Origin of the sequence: Nocardiopsis mwathae (assembly GCF_014201195.1) — a bacterium.
In the GTDB taxonomy this organism is placed as follows: domain Bacteria; phylum Actinomycetota; class Actinomycetes; order Streptosporangiales; family Streptosporangiaceae; genus Nocardiopsis_C; species Nocardiopsis_C mwathae.
The window spans coordinates 3,242,482-3,259,519 of the sequence record NZ_JACHDS010000001.1 but is presented as its reverse complement, the minus strand read 5'-3'; the positions used below and the strand labels follow the sequence as shown (position 1 = coordinate 3,259,519).

17 protein-coding genes are annotated in these 17,038 nt (G+C 71.4%); 10 read left to right on the top strand and 7 right to left on the bottom strand.

The window, feature by feature from the left end:
- Positions 1–10 precede the first annotated feature (10 nt).
- From HNR23_RS14055 to HNR23_RS14030, 6 genes are all read right to left on the bottom strand, one after another.
- A complete protein-coding gene (locus HNR23_RS14055; protein WP_184076010.1) occupies positions 11–1,006 on the bottom strand; it encodes an FAD binding domain-containing protein in 996 nt (331 codons plus the stop codon).
- On the bottom strand, positions 1,006–1,578 hold the full coding sequence (locus HNR23_RS14050; RefSeq protein ID WP_184076009.1) for a (2Fe-2S)-binding protein: 573 nt from the start codon (positions 1,576–1,578) through the stop codon (positions 1,006–1,008). Before HNR23_RS14050 ends, HNR23_RS14055 begins: the two co-directional genes overlap by 1 nt.
- A gap of 304 nt (positions 1,579–1,882) precedes the next feature.
- Entirely contained in the window at positions 1,883–3,025 is a 1,143-nt protein-coding gene (locus HNR23_RS14045) for an L-cysteine desulfhydrase Cds1 (RefSeq protein WP_184076008.1), read from the bottom strand.
- A gap of 105 nt (positions 3,026–3,130) precedes the next feature.
- On the bottom strand, positions 3,131–3,457 hold the full coding sequence (locus HNR23_RS14040) for a tetratricopeptide repeat protein (RefSeq protein WP_184076007.1): 327 nt from the start codon (positions 3,455–3,457) through the stop codon (positions 3,131–3,133).
- 70 nt (positions 3,458–3,527) lie between these two features.
- On the bottom strand, positions 3,528–4,031 hold the full coding sequence (locus HNR23_RS14035; protein WP_184076006.1) for a beta-class carbonic anhydrase: 504 nt from the start codon (positions 4,029–4,031) through the stop codon (positions 3,528–3,530).
- 138 nt (positions 4,032–4,169) lie between these two features.
- On the bottom strand, positions 4,170–6,647 hold the full coding sequence (locus HNR23_RS14030; protein WP_184076005.1) for a DNA gyrase/topoisomerase IV subunit A: 2,478 nt from the start codon (positions 6,645–6,647) through the stop codon (positions 4,170–4,172).
- Here HNR23_RS14030 and HNR23_RS14025 point away from each other — a divergent pair.
- From HNR23_RS14025 to mnhG, 8 genes are all read left to right on the top strand, one after another.
- A complete protein-coding gene (locus tag HNR23_RS14025) occupies positions 6,646–6,825 on the top strand; it encodes a hypothetical protein (protein WP_184076004.1) in 180 nt (59 codons plus the stop codon). The two genes, HNR23_RS14030 and HNR23_RS14025, sit on opposite strands and share 2 nt — an antisense overlap.
- 353 nt (positions 6,826–7,178) lie before the next feature.
- Entirely contained in the window at positions 7,179–9,563 is a 2,385-nt protein-coding gene (mbhE, locus tag HNR23_RS14020; protein WP_184076003.1) for a hydrogen gas-evolving membrane-bound hydrogenase subunit E, read from the top strand.
- Positions 9,556–10,203: an MnhB domain-containing protein gene (locus HNR23_RS14015; protein ID WP_184076002.1), complete on the top strand. Its 648-nt coding sequence runs from the start codon at positions 9,556–9,558 to the stop codon at positions 10,201–10,203. The genes mbhE and HNR23_RS14015 overlap by 8 nt, the downstream gene beginning before the upstream one ends.
- Positions 10,200–10,574: an NADH-quinone oxidoreductase subunit K gene (locus HNR23_RS14010; RefSeq protein ID WP_184076001.1), complete on the top strand. Its 375-nt coding sequence runs from the start codon at positions 10,200–10,202 to the stop codon at positions 10,572–10,574. The genes HNR23_RS14015 and HNR23_RS14010 overlap by 4 nt, the downstream gene beginning before the upstream one ends.
- Complete coding sequence (locus tag HNR23_RS14005) at positions 10,571–12,097, top strand: Na+/H+ antiporter subunit D (protein ID WP_184076000.1); 1,527 nt, start codon at positions 10,571–10,573, stop codon at positions 12,095–12,097. Before HNR23_RS14010 ends, HNR23_RS14005 begins: the two co-directional genes overlap by 4 nt.
- Positions 12,094–12,687: a Na+/H+ antiporter subunit E gene (locus HNR23_RS14000; protein ID WP_184075999.1), complete on the top strand. Its 594-nt coding sequence runs from the start codon at positions 12,094–12,096 to the stop codon at positions 12,685–12,687. Before HNR23_RS14005 ends, HNR23_RS14000 begins: the two co-directional genes overlap by 4 nt.
- Before the next feature lie 46 nt (positions 12,688–12,733).
- Complete coding sequence (locus HNR23_RS13995; RefSeq protein ID WP_184075998.1) at positions 12,734–13,006, top strand: monovalent cation/H+ antiporter complex subunit F; 273 nt, start codon at positions 12,734–12,736, stop codon at positions 13,004–13,006.
- The gene (gene mnhG / locus HNR23_RS13990) at positions 12,993–13,373 is read left to right on the top strand and encodes a monovalent cation/H(+) antiporter subunit G (RefSeq protein ID WP_184075997.1); all 381 of its coding nucleotides are present in this window, start codon (positions 12,993–12,995) and stop codon (positions 13,371–13,373) included. Before HNR23_RS13995 ends, mnhG begins: the two co-directional genes overlap by 14 nt.
- 10 nt (positions 13,374–13,383) lie before the next feature.
- Here the strand turns inward: mnhG and HNR23_RS13985 are convergent, their stop codons facing one another.
- On the bottom strand, positions 13,384–13,713 hold the full coding sequence (locus HNR23_RS13985) for a hypothetical protein (protein ID WP_184075996.1): 330 nt from the start codon (positions 13,711–13,713) through the stop codon (positions 13,384–13,386).
- A 452-nt stretch (positions 13,714–14,165) separates the two neighbouring features.
- Between HNR23_RS13985 and HNR23_RS13980 the strand changes: the two genes are divergently transcribed.
- Positions 14,166–15,539, top strand: a complete 1,374-nt coding sequence (locus HNR23_RS13980) for a hypothetical protein (RefSeq protein WP_184075995.1) — start codon at positions 14,166–14,168, stop codon at positions 15,537–15,539.
- A 16-nt stretch (positions 15,540–15,555) separates the two neighbouring features.
- A complete protein-coding gene (locus tag HNR23_RS13975; RefSeq protein WP_184075994.1) occupies positions 15,556–17,037 on the top strand; it encodes a PTS transporter subunit IIC in 1,482 nt (493 codons plus the stop codon).
- The last annotated feature ends 1 nt before the right edge of the window (position 17,038 follow it).

Below are 17,038 nucleotides of genomic sequence, written 5' to 3'. Positions count from 1 at the left end.
TCGGTCGGCCTCACGCTGTGCCTCCCATCGCCGCGACCGTCTCCAGGGCCCGGACCATCGTGCGTCGGCCCAGTTCGGCCTTGAACCCGTTCATGCTCCGCCGGACGGCCGGCGCCATCTCCTCGCGTGCGGCCCGCTCGAAGGTCTCCCGGTCGGGTCGCTGCCCGGTCAGGACCTCCTCGGCGCGCCGGGCCCGCCAGGGCTTGGTGGCCACACCCCCGAGCCCGATGCGGACCTCGCCGATGACCCCGTTCTCCATCCGCATGGCCACGGCCGCCGCGGTCAGGGCGAACTCGTAGGACTCCCGGTCGCGCACCTTGAGGTAGTGGGACCTGCGGGCCATCGGCATCGGCGGGATGTCGATCGCCGTGATGAGCTCACCGTGGCCGATCGGGTGCTCCCGGTCCGGGGTGTCCCCGGGCAGCAGGAAGAAGTCGTCGAAGCCGACGGTGCGGGTCCCCTGCGGCCCTTGGATGTGCACGACGGCGTCGAGCGCCACCAGCGGGACCGCGACGTCCGACGGGTGGGTCGCGATGCAGTGCTCGCTCGTGCCGAGGACGGCGTGGCCGCGGTTGACCCCGTCGATCGCGGCGCACCCGCTGCCGGGTACCCGCTTGTTGCAGGGGGCGGTCCCCTCCCGGAAATAGGAGCAGCGCACCCGCTGCATGAGGTTGCCGCCCATCGACGCCATGTTGCGCAGCTGCGCCGAGGCGCCGAGCTCCAGCGCCTGGGCGACCATCGGGAAGCGCTGGCGCACGCTCGGCGCCTGGGCGACGTCGCTCATCCTGGCCAGGGCGCCGAGGCGGATACCGCCGCCGGGCAGCTCCTCGATACGGGAGATCGGCAGGTCGTTGATGTCGACGACGCGGCGCGGCCGCGCCACGCCGATCCTGAGCATGTCGACCTCGGTGGTGCCGCCGGCCAGGAACTCGCTGCCGGGGTCGGACGCGGCCTCGGTGATGGCGGAGGTGACGTCGGAGACGCGGGTGTAGGCGATCGGCTGCATCACCGGCCCCCTTCCGACGCGTCGCGGACGGCGCGGATCGCCGAGCAGATGTTGGGGTAGGCGGCGCACCGGCAGATGTTGCCGCTCATCCACTCGCGGATCTCGGCGTCGTCGTCGGCGTGGCCCTCCTCGATCAGTGCGATGGCGGACATCAGCTGGCCGGGTGTGCAGTACCCGCACTGGAACGCGTCGTGTTCGACGAAGGCCTGCTGCATCGGGTGCAGTTCATCGCCGTCGGCGAGCCCTTCGACGGTGGTGACCTCATGTCCTTCACAGGAGATGGCCAGGGTCAGGCAGGAGACGACGCGGCGGCCGTCCACCCAGACCGTGCAGGCGCCGCAGGCGCCCTGGTTGCAGCCCTTCTTGGGGCCGGTGATGTCGAGGTGCTCGCGCAGCGCGTCGAGCAGGCTCACACGGGGTTCGATCTCGATGTCGTGCACGGTCCCGTTGACGGTCAGCGTGACCTCGACGGTGCCCGGTCCACGTTCGGCGGCGACGGGGGCCGCCTCGGTGGCACGGGGCTGGCCGGGTACGCGTGCTGTGTGGGTCCGGTGGGTCGTCTGGTGGCTCACTGCGCGGCCCTCCGCTGCGGGTCGGCGGCCGAACACGAGTTACAGGACATGTGCATCCCCCTATTGCCCATGGCAGAACGTTCCGCCGTCGAACCCCGGGACGGGGTGCCTCCCCCGACGGCGGCCAACGCCTCTACCCTTCCCGTGGAATGTGACATGGGACACCGTGGGGCGGTAAAGATCGGCCCATCGATCGTTGACGGACCGCCGGCTTCCGGCGGCCGGGGGCGACGCGGATGACCGTGCAGCTTCGTCGGGTGGATCCGCTCCGCGGTCGGGGTGTGGTGGTGGGCGTGCCGGTCCGCTACTCCGTGCCGCCGACCGTCGGGGGAGGGCTCCATGTCCCGGCCGACAGGAAGCGCTCGATGGCGGCGGTGTAGGGCGCCAGGTCCAGGCCGCGGTCGGCCACCCACGTGTCGGCGTAGTAGCTGTGCCGGTAGCGCTCGCCACCGTCGCACAGCAGGGTGACGACGCTGCCCCGCCGCCCCTCGCGCAGCATGCGCGCGACGAGCTGCCACACCCCCCACATGTTGGTGCCGGTGGAACCCCCCGCGCACAGCCCGGTGGTGTCGTTGAGGTGGCGCATCGCCGCGATGCTCGCTGCGTCGGGCACCGGGACCATCAGGTCGATGACCGAGGGGACGAAGCTCGGCTCCATACGCGGGCGCCCGATGCCCTCGATACGCGACGGCATACCGGTGGTGTGGTCGGCCGATCCGGTGACCCAGCCGGGGAAGAACGCGGAGTTCTCCGGGTCGACCACGGCCAGCCGGGTGTGGTGGCGCCGGTAGCGAAGGTAGCGGCCGATGGTGGCGGAGGTGCCGCCTGTACCGGCTCCCACGACGATCCAGTCGGGGACGGGGTGCGGCTCCATGGTGAGCTGCTCGAAGATCGACTCCGCGATGTTGTTGTTGCCGCGCCAGTCGGTGGCCCGTTCGGCGTAGGTGAACTGGTCCATGTAGTGGCCGCCGCACTCGGCCGCCAACCGCTCGGCCTCGCCGTACATCTCCGCGGGGACGTCCACGAAGTGGCAGCGCCCGCCGAAGCGCTCGATCAGTTCGATCTTCTCCGGGCTGGTGGAGCGCGGCATGACCGTGACGAAGTCGAGGCCGATGAGGCGGGCGAAGTACGCCTCGGAGACGGCGGTCGAGCCCGAGCTGGCCTCGACGATCGTGGTGCCCTCGCGGATCCACCCGTTGGCCAGCCCGTAGAGGAACAGCGACCGGGCCAGCCGGTGCTTCAGGCTGCCGGTGGGGTGCACCGACTCGTCCTTGAGGTAGAGGTCGATGCCCCACTCCGCCGGGAGGGGGACCACGTGCAGGTGGGTGTCGGCAGAGCGGTTGGCGTCGGCGACGACCCTGCGCATCGCCTCGTCGACCCACGAGCGGGTGCGCGCGCAGCTGCGGTCGACCCAGGCGGAACCGTTCTCGTCTCCCGAGGCTGTCATACGCCGCATGCTACCCCGGAGCGACGGGTGTTCCCGCAGGTCGGTGCGGCTTTGGCGCGGGGGGAACGGTGCGGCACCGGAGCCGGCCGGGGCCGCACCGGGCGGTCAGTCGAGTGAGCCGCCGGACATGACGGCGTGCAGCCGCCGGTACGGGGCGGCCTCGTCCTCGCGGTTCTGGCGCTCCAGGGCGCGCGCCAGGGCGATGTGCGCCCAGCTGTCGCACGGGTCGAGTTCGACCAGTCGGCGGAAGGTGTCCTCGGCCTTCCGCAGCTGGGCGGAGTGGAAGTAGGCCCGCCCCAGGAGTTCCAGGATCGAGCGGCTGCGCGGTTCGGCGTCGGCGAGGGGAGCCAGGATCCGGGCTGCTCCGATGGGGTCCCCGAGGTCGAAGTACATGCGGCCGCGCGCGTAGGTCTCGTAGGTGGTCTCCTCCACGTGCACCCCCTGCGTCTCCGCATCACAACACCTGCCCCCGGCGGCCTATTCCCGCGCGTCGGGCGGGGGTTCAGGAGCCGACGGGGGTGACCCGGCCGGTGTCCACGTCGTAGATCGCGCCGCCCACCGGAAGCCCCTTCGGCAGCAGCGGGTGGTGCCGGATCCGCTCAAGGTCGTGCTTGAGCGCGCCGAGCTGGTCGTTGTCGGTCTTGAACTCCAGGCTGCGGGTGTCGACCCCGTAGGTGTCCAGGATGGTGTCGTGCACCTCGTCGTCGCTGGCCACCGAGGCCATCTTGCAACGGGTGTGCGGGAGGACGAGCACCCGGTCGACCCCCAGCAGGTAGACGGCCAGCACCAGGGTGCGCAGGGTGTCGTCGGTGACGCGGGCGCCGGCGTTGCGCAGGATCTTGGCGTCGCCGGGCTGGAGGCCGAGCGTGTCCAGCGGCTCGATACGCGAGTCCATACAGGTGACCAGGGCCAGTCCGCGGGCGGCCACGGGCTGCAGGCCCTGCAGGCGGAACCGGGCGACATAGTCGTCGTTGGCCTTGAACACGTCGTCGAACGCGCCACTCATCGGATCGTCCCTCTCCACTTTCCCTGCTCGCACGCCGTGAGCGCGTGCGGCCCCCGTCGGCGGTGTGCGGCTCCCCCCATTCTTCCAAGGCAGGGGCGGCGGCCGCACACCGGGTGTTCGCGCCGTCATCGGCGCCGATCAGGCCGGGGGTGTCACCCCGGCGTCGGTCCGCCCGCTGCCCACCGTGGCGATGGGGCTGGTCAGCGGCTCTCCGGAGCCGTCGCGCCGCTGGTCGAGGTCGGGAAGCCGGACCGGGCCGCCGTCGGCCCGGTTGGCGCGGGCCGGCGCCCGGCCGATCCACGCGAACAGCAGGGTGTCCTCCCCCTTCAGGAAGCGCTGGCAACGGACACCGCCGGTGGCGCGCCCCTTGGCCGGGTACACCTCGAACGGCGTCACCTTCGCCGACCCCGCCTGCGTGCCCGGCAGCGCCGTGGAGGCCCCGGTGACCGTGACGACCACCGAGTCCTCCGGCAGAGCGACCGCGCCGCACCACACCACGCGCGCCTCCTCGGGCAGCTTCACCCCGGCCACACCGCCGGCGGCGCGTCCCTGCGGGCGCACACCTGATGCGGAGAAGCGCAGCAGCTGCGCCTGGGAGGTGATGAAGACGAGGTCCTCCTCGCCGGTGGACAGTTGGGCGGCGCCCACCACACGGTCACCGTCTTTGAGGCCGATGACCTCGAAGTCGTCCTTGTTCGGCGGGTAGTCGGGAGCGACGCGCTTGACCACGCCCTGCTCGGTGCCCAGGACGATCCCCGGGCCGTCGGCGTACATCGCGACGACCGACACGAGCCGCTCGCCCTCGCCCAGCGCCACGAACTCGTCCGCAGGGAGCCCCGCGGCCAGAGCGGGGGTGTCGCCGTCCCCGTCGGGCAGTTCGGGAAGTTCCAGCACCGGGACGCGGATCATCCTGCCCAGGTCGGTGATGAACCCGATGTCGCTGCGCGTGGTGGCGGGGATCGACACGGCCACGGCGTCGTGCTCGGCGCGCAGCCCGTCGTGCATCCGCGGCACGGCGGCACCCTTGCTGCGGCCGAGCCGGCCGGTGGTGCTCATCAGTACGTGGCAGGGTTCGTCGCCCATCTCCAGCGGGATCACGGCGCTGCGCGTGGCGCCGGAGCTCTCCCGCAGCACGGTGCGGCGCGGGGTGGCGAACTCCTTGGCGACCTTGGCCAGTTCGCCCGAGACCAGGCGGCGCAGCCTCTTGTCCGAGTCCAGGATCGCGGTGAGCTCGGCGATCTCCTCGTTGAGCCGGTCGCGCTCGGTCTCCAGCTCCAGCCGGTCGTACTTGGTGAGGCGGCGCAGCGGTGTGTCGAGGATGTAGCGGGCCTGGGTGTCGGACAGCTCGAAGGCCGACATCAGCCGCTGCCGCGCCTGCGCGGTGTCCTCGGACTCCCGGATCAGCGCGATGACCTCGTCGATGTTGAGCAGCGCGATCAGCAGGCCGGCGACCAGGTGCAGGCGCTCCTGGCGCTTGGCGCGGCGGTACTCGCAGCGGCGGCGCACCACGTCGAGGCGGTGGTCGACGAAGACCTGCAGCAGCTCGCGCAGGCCCAGCGTCTGCGGCTGGCCGTCGACGAGCGCCACGTTGTTGATGCCGAAGGACTCCTCCATCGGTGTGAGGCGGTACAGCTCCTCCAGCACCGCCTCGGGGTTGAAGCCGTTCTTCAGCTCGATGACCAGCCGCAGGCCCTGGTTGCGGTCGGTGAGGTCCTTCAGGTCGGAGATGCCCTGCAGCTTCTTGGCCTGGACCAGCTCCTTGATCCGCGCGATGACCTTCTCCGGGCCGACACTGTAGGGGAGCTCCGTGACGATCAGGCCTGTGCGGCGCGGCGAGACCTTCTCGATGGAGACGGTCGCGCGGGTCCGGAAGGTGCCGCGGCCCTTGGCGTAGGCGTCGCGGACGCCGTCGAGTCCGTTGATGCTCCCGCCCGTGGGCAGGTCCGGGCCGGGGACGAACTCCATGAGGTCGTCCAGCGTGGCGTCGGGGTGGGCGATGAGGTGCCGCGCGGCGGCGATGACCTCGCCCAGGTTGTGCGGGGCCATGTTGGTGGCCATGCCCACCGCGATCCCGGAGGCGCCGTTGACCAGGAGGTTGGGGAAGGCCGCCGGAAGGACCTCGGGCTCGGTCTCCTGGCCGTCGTAGTTGGGCTGGAAATCGACGACGTCCTCGTCGATCGAGCCGACCAGGAGCTCGGCGGCGCGGGCCATCCGCGCCTCGGTGTAGCGCATGGCGGCCGGGGCGTCGTCACCGCCCAGGGACCCGAAGTTGCCGTGCCCGTCGACGAGCGGGACACGCATGGCGAAGTCCTGGCTCATCCGCACCATGGCGTCGTAGATCGCGCTGTCGCCGTGCGGATGCAGCTTTCCCATCACCTCGCCGACCACGCGGGCGCACTTGACGTGGGCGCGGTCGGGGCGCAGCCCCATCTCGTTCATCTGGTAGAGGATGCGGCGCTGCACCGGTTTCATCCCGTCGCGGGCGTCCGGCAGCGCCCGCGAGTAGATCACCGAGTATGCGTACTCCAGGAAGCTGCCGCGCATCTCCTCGGAGACGTCGATGTCGATGATCTTCTCGGCGGGTTCCTCGGGGGGAGCGGATGTAGTACGGGCCATGCCGGTCATTCTGGCCCGCGGCGGCGACCAGCGCGAACCGATCGCCCCCATCGGGCGCGGCGCGGCGCCGGAAACCGCGCTGTGCGGGGGCGTCAAGATCCCGTTAAAACCGCGTGAACGTGCTCTCCGCGGCGCCGGGGGACCGGGGGTGAACGTCGGCGATGACTACTTTGGGTGATGATGTCCGGGGGTGTGTCCGGTTCCGCCGGAGCGGGCCGCAACCGGTCCTGGAGCGGCTTTTCGGGCGTTCGGTGAGATCAAACACGGCGAATGCGGGAATCCGCGGCGACCGCCTGCGCCTGTCGTCGGCGTCATGCCTGGTCGGGGTGGGAAGTAACGGAAAGTATCCATTGGCGGAGGGTGAAAAAGCGCGGCGAATGTTACACCGGATCGCGTCGGAGTCAAGGCGCACCGTGTGACTCAGGCTAACCTTGCGGTGTCCGGTCCGCCCGACCCCGTCCCACCCCGTCCGCCCACCGCCCGGAGGTGAGAACCGCGCACTCCGGAGCGCTCCCGATGGTTGGCCTCCCCATGCTGTTGCCCTTCATCCTCCTGCTGCACGCAGCGGTCGCCGTGCTGCTGCCGCGGCTGGTGCGCGCGCTCGGCCCGCGCGCGTTCCTGGTAGCGGCGGTGCCGCCCGCGACCGCGGCCGTGTGGGCGCTCGCCCACGCCCCCGCCGTCGTGGCCGGGATCCCCGCAACCGCCTCCATCGCCTGGGTCCCGGGCCTGGGCATCGGCTTCGACCTGCTCCTCGACCCCCTCGCACTGGCCATGGTGCTGCTGGTCAGCGGTGTCGGTGCGGTCATCTTCGGCTACTGCGCCTGGTACTTTCACGCCGACGAGCGTGCCCTGGGCCGGCTGGCCTCCCTGCTGGTCCTGTTCGCCGGGTCGATGCTCGGCGTCGTCACCACCGACAACCTGTTCGCGCTGTTCGTCTTCTGGGAGCTGACCTCCGTCACCTCCTTCCTGCTCATCGGCCACGACGACCGCAAGGAGCAGGCGCGGCGCTCCGCCACCCAGTCGCTGGTCGTCACCGCCGGATTCGGCCTGCCGATGCTGCTGGGGTTCATCCTGCTCGGCCGGATCGGCGGCAGCTACCGCATCTCCGAGCTGCTGGCCCACCCGCCGCTGGACCACCCCCTGCTGCCCGCGGCCCTCGTGCTCATCCTCGTCGGGGCGTTCGCCAAGTCCGCCCAGGCGCCCCTGCACTTCTGGCTGCCCGGCGCCATGGTGGCGCCGACACCGGTCAGCGCCTACCTGCACGCCGCTGCCATGGTCAAGGGCGGCGTCTACCTCATCGCCCGGCTCGCCCCGGGCTTCGCCGACGTCGACCCCTGGCGGGCGATCGTGCTGTCGTTCGGCCTGGCCACCATGGTCATCGGCGGCTGGCGCGCGCTGCGCCAGGACGACCTGAAGCTGCTGCTCGCCTACGGCACCGTCAGCCAGCTGGGCTTTCTCACCCTGCTCGCCGGGGCGGGAACGCAGACGGCGGCGGCCGCCACCATCGGGGTGCTGCTCGCGCACGGCTTCTTCAAGTCCACCCTGTTCCTCACCGTCGGCATCATCGACCACCAGACCGGCACCCGCAGCATCTCCCTGCTCACCGGGATCGGCCGCCGGATGCCCGTGCTGACCGCGGCCGCCGCGTCGGCCGCCGCGTCGATGGCCGGGCTCCCGCCGCTGCTGGGCTTCGTCGGCAAGGAGGCGGCGCTGGAGGGGTTCCTCCCCGGACAGGCGCCGGGCGACTGGCCGCTCACCGGCCCGATCATGCTCACCGGCCTGGTGATCGCCTCGATCCTGACGTTCGCCTACAGCGCGCGGTTCGTATGGGGCGCCTTCGCCGACAAGGAGACGGTCTCCGAGCGGCGGTTCACCGCGCCCGCCGCCCCGTTCGTCGCCGCGCCCGTGCTGACCTCGGCACTGGGTCTGCTCCTGGGGCTCTACCCGGCGCCCGTCGACGCGATCGCCCAGGGGCACGCCGCCGCGTTCCCCGAGGGGGAGCCCTACCACCTCGCGCTGTGGCACGGCCTCACCCCGGTACTGGGGCTGACCGCGCTGGTGATCGCGGCCGGTGGGCTGCTGTTCGTCGGTCGGGGCCGGCTCACCCGGGTGCAGAACGCCATGCCGCGCTGGCCCGATGCCGAGGTCGGCTACCATCTCGTCCTGCACGCGGTGTACTCCGCTGCCCTGGGCGTCACCCGGCGCACGCAGAGCGGGTCACTCCCGGTCTACCTGGGCATCATCCTCGCCACCCTGCTCGCGCTGCCCGGCACCTACCTGGTCATGGGCCTGGTCGGCGGCGGCATCGAACTCCCCGGCGGCGACAACGGGCCGCTGCTGTGGAACTCCCCGCTGGAGGGCCTGGTCGCCGTGGTCATCGCGGTCACCGCGGTCGCCACCATCCGCGAACACCGCCGGTTCGGCGCGCTGATCCTCATCAGCGCCACCGGCTTCGGCGTGGCCGGGCTGTTCGTGCTCTACGGCGCCCCCGACCTGGCACTCACCCTGATCCTGGTGGAGACACTGACCACCATCATCCTGCTGTTCGTGCTGCGGCGGCTGCCCGCGACGTTCGGCACCCGGCCCGACGGCTGGGGCAAGCGCCTCACCGTGCTGCTGTGTGCCGCAGCCGGAACGTTCATCGCCGTCGCCCTGTGGGCGATGACGGCCGCACGCACCGATCCGCCCGTCTCGCTCGGCTACTCCGACCTCGCAGCCGAGGCGGGCGGGGCCAACCTGGTCAATCTGATCCTCGCCGACTTCCGGGCGCTGGACACCTTCGGCGAGGTCGTGGTGCTCGCGACCGCCGCCATCGCCGTGGCCTCCCTCGTCCTGCTCAACCGGCGCGCCCGGGTGGTCGTGGAGGATCCGCCGGAGGAACACGAGGACGCGGACAGGGGGACGCGCCATGGCTGATCAGCACGGACCGCCGGTGCGCGGCGGACCGCCCGAGGGGTGGGAGGCACCCCGCGAGAGGTGGCTGAGCACGGTCGTGCGGCCGGCCTTCGGCCCGCGGTCGGTGCTGCTGGAGGTGGTCGCCCGGCTGCTCATCCCCTCCATCCTGACTTTCGCGGTGTTCCTCCTCGTCACCGGGCACGACCGGCCGGGGGGCGGGTTCGCCGCCGGACTCGTCGCCGGCATGGCCTACGTGCTGCGCTACGTCGCGGGCGGGCGGCAGGAGCTCGCCGCCGGGCTGCCGACGCGCCCCCAGGGGCTGCTGGCGATCGGCCTGCTGGCCACGGCCGGAACCGCCACGGCCCCGCTGCTGTGGGGCGACCCGATCCTGCGGACCTTCTCCTACACCGCCGACCTTCCCGTCTTCGGCAAGGTCAAGTTCGCCAGCTACCTCCTGTTCGAGCTCGGCGTCGTGTTCATCGTCGTCGGCCTCGTGCTGGCGGTCGTCGCCGCACTGGGCGCCCGCATGGAGGCGGAGGAAGAGGAGGCGCGGGCGCTGAGCGCGCTGCGGCGCCGCCGCCGCGCGCCCTCCGGCGGCGCGGTGGAGCCCCGTACCGACCCGGGCCGACCGACAACGGAAGGGAGGAACGAGACGCCGTGAACGTCCCCGGACTCGTCCTCGTCGCCTCCGTGGCGATCCTTTACTCCTGCGGCTTCTACCTGCTGCTGCAGCGTTCCCTGATGCGCGTCGTCTTCGGCATCGTGATGCTCGGGCACGCCGCCAACCTGTCGCTGATGCTGACCGACGCCGCCATCACCCTGCCACCCCTGCTCGGCGGACCCGACGGACCGATCTCCGACCCGCTGCCCCAGGCGCTGGCGTTGACCGCCATCGTCATCACCTTCGGCGTCACCACGTTCCTGCTCGCGCTCGCCTACCGGGTCTGGCTGGGTGACGCCAACGACGAGGTCCCCGACGACCTGGAGGACCGGCGCATCGGGCGGCTGAGTGAGCCGGAGGACTCCGCGTGAACCTGCTGCTCGCCGTACCCTTCGTCATCCCGCTGCTCGGCGCGGGCATCACCCTGCTGCTCCGCCGCTCCCCCCGCTCCAAGCAGATCGCGGGCGTCGTCACGCTGGCCGCGGTCGTCGTCGACGCCGTGTGGCTGCTGTGGCTGACCGCCGACGGCACCGTCATCGCGAGCGACGCCGGGGGCTGGGCGGCGCCGCTGGGCATCACCCTGGTGGCCGATCCGCTGGCCGCGCTGCTGCTGACCGTCTCGTCCGTGGTGCTCCTGCTGGTGCTGCTGTACGCCATCGGCCAGGACATCGGCGGGCTCAGCAGCGCCACCCCGCAGACCTTCCACCCGTTGTACCTGGTGCTCACCGCCGGGGTCTGCCTCAGCTTCCTGGCCGGCGACCTGTTCAACCTGTTCGTGGCCTTCGAGGTGATGCTGACCGCCAGCTACGCGCTGATCACCCAGGCTCCGACCCGGGCGCGGGTACGCGCCACCATGATCTACACGGTGGTCGGCCTGACCTCCTCGATCCTGTTCCTCACCGGGATCGCGCTGGTGTACGCGCTCGTCGGCACCGTCAACATGGCCGACATCGCCATCAAGCTCGACGGCGCCCCCGACGACCTGCGCATGGTGCTGGCGCTGCTGTTCCTGGTGGTGTTCGGCATCAAGGCGGCCATCGTGCCCCTGCACTTCTGGCTGCCCGACAGCTATCCGGTGGCGATCACCCGCATCTCGGCGATCTTCGCGGCGCTGCTGACGAAGGTCGCGGTCTACGCCATCATCCGCACCCAGACGCTGCTCTTCGGCGGCGACGACGTGTCGGCCGTGATGCTCTGGATCGCGATCGCCACCATGATCGTGGGGATCCTGGGTGCCCTGGTACAGGACGACATCAACCGGATCATGTCGTTCGCGCTGGTCAGCCACATCGGATTCATGATCTTCGGGCTGGCGCTCAACACGGTGGCCGGGATCGCCGGGGTGATGGTCTACCTGGTCCACCACATCGTCGTGCAGGCCACGATGTTCCTGGTCAACGGGTTGGTCCGACAGTACGTCGGGCACACCTCGCTGCGGTCCATCCGCGGCCTCACAGCGGTGTCGCCCGCGCTGGCGCTCTTCTTCTTCCTGCCGGCGGTCAGCCTCGCCGGCATCCCGCCGATGTCGGGGTTCATCGCCAAGGTCGCGCTGTTCCAGGCCGGGGTCGAGGCCGGCGGGTGGCTCACCTGGGTCGGCATCGGTGCCGGGCTGCTGACGAGCCTGCTCACCATCATCGCGATCTTCCGCGTGTGGACCCGCGCGTTCTGGGGAACCCCGCTTCCCGACATGCTCACCGCGCGTGCCGAGCTCAAGCGAGGGCCCGACGCGGCGGGGCTGCGGATGATGACGGTGACGACGGGGGTCATGGTCGGGGTCGGTGTGCTCGTCGCCGTGCTCGGCGGCCCGCTGGTCGACCTGTCCTTCACCGCGGCGCACGACCTGCTCGACGGCGGCGCCTACATCGAGGCCGTCCTTCCCGGAGGAGGTTCATGAACGCGGCGAGCACCCACGTCGGCTCCGAGACGGGGCGGCCCCGCTGGCGCCGGGTCCTGGGGCGGCTGCCCACCATCGCCTGGCTGACCGTGATGTGGGTGCTGCTGTGGGGCGACGCGAGTCCGGGGACGGTCCTCGCCGGGGCCGCGGTGGCCACGTTGTGCTATTCGGTGGCGAAGCTGCCGCACCTCCCGGTCCGCTTGGGCTTCCGCCCGCTGCGCGTGCTCCGGCTGGCCGGGCGCTTCCTCTTCGACCTGATCGCGTCGAGCCTCCAGGTGGCCTTCCGGGTGGTGTGGCGGCCGCGCGAGGTGAACGGGGCCATCGTGGCCGTGCCCATGCGCACCGACTCCGAACTGCTGCTGGTCATGGTCACCGGGGGGCTGTCACTGATCACCGGAAGCCTGGTGATCGAGCTCAACCGGGACGAGGGTGTCATCTACGTGCACGGCCTGCCGGTCGCCGAACCCGAGGATGCCGAGCGGGTGCGCCGCCACGCGCGCCGCATCGAGGAGCTGTTCGTACGCGCTTTCGGCACCGCCGACGACATCGCCGCCTTCGAGGCGGCGGAGGAGGGGTCCGCACGTGCCTGATCCGCGCCGTGACCGACCGACCTACGAGCCGAAGGGCGGGTGAGACATGCTCGGTATCGTCTACACGGCCACGTCCGCCATGCTGGCGCTGTCCGTGCTGTTCGTGCTGTTCCGACTGGTGCGCGGGCCCTCCGTGCTGGACCGGATCATGTGCCTGAGCACACTGTCGGTGCTGCTCGTCAGCTTCATGGCGGTGGAGATGGCGGTGCGCGGCGACAACGCCTACATCGGTGTGCTGGTGAGCATCGCGCTGCTGGGGTTCGTCGCCACGCTGACGGCGGCGCGATTCGCCGAAAGGCGGGCGCATGACCTGGACTGACGTGATGACCGCCGTGCTCATGCCGCTCGGCGCGCTGTTCACCCTGTTCGGCACGCTCGGCCTGCTGCGCTTCCCGACCGTGCTCGCGCGCATGCACGCGGCCACCAAGCCCGACACGGTCGGCCTGGTGCTCATCCTCGCCGGGGCCGCCTTCCAACTGCCCGGACCGGCCGCGGCCGCCCCGCTGCTGCTGGTCGCCCTCTTCCAGTTCACCACCATCCCCGTGTTCGCCCAGACCCTGGGCCGGGTGGCCTACAGCCGCGGCGAGACGGACGAGGAGCACCTGGTCGTCGACGAGCTGGCCGAGGCGCTGCACGCCGCCGAGCCGGGCGACCCGGCCGGGGAACCGGGGCCGCCGCGCGGCTGAGCCGGGCCGCTCAGCCGACCCGGCCGGGCGGGTGGCGCCGCATGTCGTCCAGCACCCGGCGCAGGCCGGGCTCCCGGTAGGTGGCCGCGAAGCGGAGCACCAGGTCGGAGTCGCACCGGTTACCGGGCAGGATCTTGGTGATCGCGGCGCACTGCAGCGTGACCCAGTCGAGGCGCCGCAGGACGTCGGGCGGCAGCAGGTCGTAGAGGTGGAGGGGCCGGGCGTCCGGTTCGGGCGGCGGGGGATCGGACGCTGAGGCGGCGGCGTACCCCTCGGCCCAGGTCCGCCACGCGGTGTCGAAGGACCCGCCGCGGCTGAGATCGGTGGGGTCGACGGTCATGACGCGGGGGCCGGGGCGCGCAGGGTTTCCCCGTTTCCCTTGCAGAAGTAGCACTTGCCTGAGCCGTCGGGGCTGTTGCCGGAACCGCCGCAGCGGGGACACGGACGGGCCATCGGTGCACTCTCCCTCGGGCGGACACGTGACGGTGCGGTGGGCCGCGGGGTCGGCGGTGACGGGCGGCCTCCCCCTGGAAGCCTAGATCGAGGACGCGCCGCGCGCGGGGACTTTTCCCAATTTCGGTCAGTGTGGAAGCAGAGGGTGCGAGTGCCGAAGATGCGGGGGAGAGGCCGACGATTTGGCACTTCCCGTCGGCTCACCCCGTGTATTCGATCGGAGGTCCGCCGACCCGTCGGGCGTTTCGGCCGCATTGGCCCGACGGTCGTTCACTCGGGCCGGGAATCGTTTTACCCTGGCGTTCCCAGCCCGCCTCCGAACGGACCGGAGGGCCCCGCATGCGGTACCGGAGAACGGCCGCCGCCACGATCGCCGCGGCGATTCTGGCGGCGCAGTCGGCCGACGCCGGCGAAAACGATCATTTATCCGGATGGCGCCTTGTCGCCGAGGAGGATTTCGTCGATCCGCTGCGGATCGACGAGGTGCCGTGGACGCTCGACCCGCAGGGGCCGCGGAGCCCGTGGTACATGGACCCGTTCGGCGACGACGGTGAGGTGTGGCACGCGATCAGCGACCCGGACTTCTCCGAGCAGACGGCCACCTTCGACGTCTACCGCAAACGCGTCGCGTTCGGCGACGGCGGCTGGCTGACCGCGGAGATCGCCGCGGTGGACAAGGACCGGTCCGGAGCACCCGACTCCGAGCCCGGACTGGCGACCGTGGAGCTGCCGGACGGTGAGCGCGCCGCGCGGATCCACGAGCCCAGCTGGGACGCCGGGGTGCTGATCCGCTCCACCGACCCGCTCCCGGAGCGCTACCGCGTGGAGATGACCCTGCGCGACATCGACTTCGGCGGAATGCGCGACGGGTCGCTGGAATACGAGGGGAAGTACAACGGCTACCGGACCGGAGCCGGGTGCAAGACGAGCTTCCCCTGGACCTTCCACGGCGCCCTTCCCGGAGTCGAGCGCTGCGACTACCACGACGTCACCGAGGAGAACGGCTTCTACTATCTGGGGATACTGGACCACCCCACGCCGTCGCCGCAGGGAAACCCCGGGATCCACTTTCGCCGCAAGGTGGTCATGGACGGGTATTACAGCCAGCGGGAATGGTCCGCGAAGAACGCCGTGTGCGACCCGGGAACCGGGCGGATCCACGGCGTCGAGGACGGAACGTACAACGGCGTGAACGCGATCTTCATCCGCGGCGACAGAATGCGCTCGGGAATCAACGACGTCGGCAACGAGTACTACTTCAAGACCGCCTGCGGGGAATTCTCCGGGGACGAGCCCTTCGACGACGAGGGCCGGTACTCCGGGATCCTCACCGGCACCGAACTCCGCCCCGAACTCCTTCCCGAAGCCGCCTACACCTTCGCCGTCGAACGCGACGCCACCGGCTACACCCTGGAGATGAGCGGACCGTTCCGGCACAGCGGGCCACCCGGGCCGATCACCCTGCGCTTCCACCACGAGTTCGTCGAGGACGGCCGACCCATCTGGCACTACAACCGGACCCCCGGCGCCTACGACGGCGCGTTCGACCGCTCCCTCACCCACACCGGCCACGCCGGCACCTACACCACCGAACACGCCTGGCCCGCGGACTCCGCCTACCCCGACACCTTCATCATCGGCGACCCCCACCTGAACTTCTACGAGGGCTCCGCCGTCGTCGACGACATCCGCCTGTACGTACCCGACGCGTGAGGGAGACGGCCGCGACATGGACGTAAGCGCCGACACCGGCACCCGTGCCGACACCGTGGCCGGCACCATCGGCGCGACCGTCACCGACGCCCTGGTGTTCCTCGCCGACAACGTCTTCGGCCAGGTGCCGCTCCTCATCGGCCTGATCACCCTGGCCGGGCTGGCGCTGCAGCGCAAACCCGTCGAGGAGGTGGTCGGCGGCGCGTTGCGCGCCGCGGTGGGTGTGGTCATCCTCTTCATCGGCGTCGAGGTGTTCACCGGCGGGCTGGAAGGGTTCCAGACCGTGCTCGCCGACGCGGTGGGCGCCGAACCGCCTCCCGCCGACCGGACGCTCACCGAGTTCCTCACCCTCCACGGCGGAACCGTCGCCCTGGTCCTCACCCTCGGCTTCCTCACCCATGTCCTGCTGGTCCGGCTGCTGCCCGCCGCCCGCTACCTCTACCTGACCGGGCACCTGATGTTCTGGATCAGCACGGTCGCGGTCGCCGCGCTGGTGATCGCCGCCCCCGACGCCGACCGCCTCACCCTCGTGGTGTGCGGGACCGCCGTCGTCGCGGCCTACTGGACCCTCCAACCGCTGTGGATGCGCCCGCTGATGCGCAGGGTCATGCCCGAGGACCGCTTCGGCTTCGCCCACACCAGTTCGGTGATGTGTGTGCTCACCGGCCTGGCCGCCCGGCCGCTCCGCGGCCGCGGGGCACGTGACACCGAGCGCATCGCCCTGCCCCGCCGACTCTCCTTCTTCAAGGACGTCAACGTCAGCACCGCCCTGGTCGTCTCCGCCCTGCTGCTCGGCGCGGTCGCCGCCGCCGACCCCGACCGGGTCGCCGACCTGGCGGCGCAGACCGACCCCGCCCTGTCCCCGTGGGTGTGGGCGCTGCTCGTCGGGCTGCGTTTCGCGGGCGGGATCGCGATCCTGCTCTTCGGCGTCCGGATGTTCCTCGCCGAGATCGTGCCCGCCTTCAAGGGGCTGAGCGACCGGGTCATCCCGGGCACCCGGCCGGCCCTCGACGCGCCCGCGATCTTCCCCGTGGCGCCGACGGCGGTGATGCTCGGCTTCGTCACCGCCACCGCCGTCTTCCTCGCCCTCCTCGGACTGTTCGCCGTGACGGGGTGGTTCACCCTGGTGCCTCCCATGATCATGCTCTTCTTCGTCGGCGGCGCCGCGGCCGTGTTCGGCAACGCGGTCGCCGGCTGGCCCGGCGCGGTGCTGGGCGGCGCGCTCACCGGGCTCGGCCTCGCCGTCGGCCAGGCCCTCACCTGGGGGCTGCTCTCCGGCACCGCCCCCGAGCTCGCCACCCTGGCCGACCCTGACTGGTACCTCCTGGTCTGGCTGGTCGCCGGGGTGCGGCCGCTGCTCGGCGGCGCCGCGGTCTGGGCCGTCCCCGTCATCGGGCTCGGGGCGACCGTCGCGATCCTCCTGGCCCTCGGGCGCAGGGAGCGGCGCACGGCGGGCGGGGGCGAGCGGAACCGAAGTCGGACGACCGGAAGCGGGTAAG

Excerpts from the sequence above, each read along its gene's own strand:
- HNR23_RS14055 (WP_184076010.1), bottom strand. The coding sequence starts at position 1,006 with ATGCAGCCGATCGCCTACACCCGCGTCTCCGACGTCACCTCCGCCATC.
- HNR23_RS14045 (WP_184076008.1), bottom strand. The coding sequence starts at position 3,025 with ATGACAGCCTCGGGAGACGAGAACGGTTCCGCCTGGGTCGACCGCAGC.
- HNR23_RS14035 (WP_184076006.1), bottom strand. The coding sequence starts at position 4,031 with ATGAGTGGCGCGTTCGACGACGTGTTCAAGGCCAACGACGACTATGTC.
- HNR23_RS14025 (WP_184076004.1), top strand. The coding sequence starts at position 6,646 with ATGCCGGTCATTCTGGCCCGCGGCGGCGACCAGCGCGAACCGATCGCC.
- HNR23_RS14030 (WP_184076005.1), bottom strand. The coding sequence starts at position 6,647 with ATGGCCCGTACTACATCCGCTCCCCCCGAGGAACCCGCCGAGAAGATC.
- mbhE (WP_184076003.1), top strand. The coding sequence starts at position 7,179 with ATGCTGTTGCCCTTCATCCTCCTGCTGCACGCAGCGGTCGCCGTGCTG.
- HNR23_RS14015 (WP_184076002.1), top strand. The coding sequence starts at position 9,556 with ATGGCTGATCAGCACGGACCGCCGGTGCGCGGCGGACCGCCCGAGGGG.
- HNR23_RS14000 (WP_184075999.1), top strand. The coding sequence starts at position 12,094 with ATGAACGCGGCGAGCACCCACGTCGGCTCCGAGACGGGGCGGCCCCGC.
- HNR23_RS13995 (WP_184075998.1), top strand. The coding sequence starts at position 12,734 with ATGCTCGGTATCGTCTACACGGCCACGTCCGCCATGCTGGCGCTGTCC.
- mnhG (WP_184075997.1), top strand. The coding sequence starts at position 12,993 with ATGACCTGGACTGACGTGATGACCGCCGTGCTCATGCCGCTCGGCGCG.
- HNR23_RS13985 (WP_184075996.1), bottom strand. The coding sequence starts at position 13,713 with ATGACCGTCGACCCCACCGATCTCAGCCGCGGCGGGTCCTTCGACACC.
- HNR23_RS13980 (WP_184075995.1), top strand. The coding sequence starts at position 14,166 with ATGCGGTACCGGAGAACGGCCGCCGCCACGATCGCCGCGGCGATTCTG.
- HNR23_RS13975 (WP_184075994.1), top strand. The coding sequence starts at position 15,556 with ATGGACGTAAGCGCCGACACCGGCACCCGTGCCGACACCGTGGCCGGC.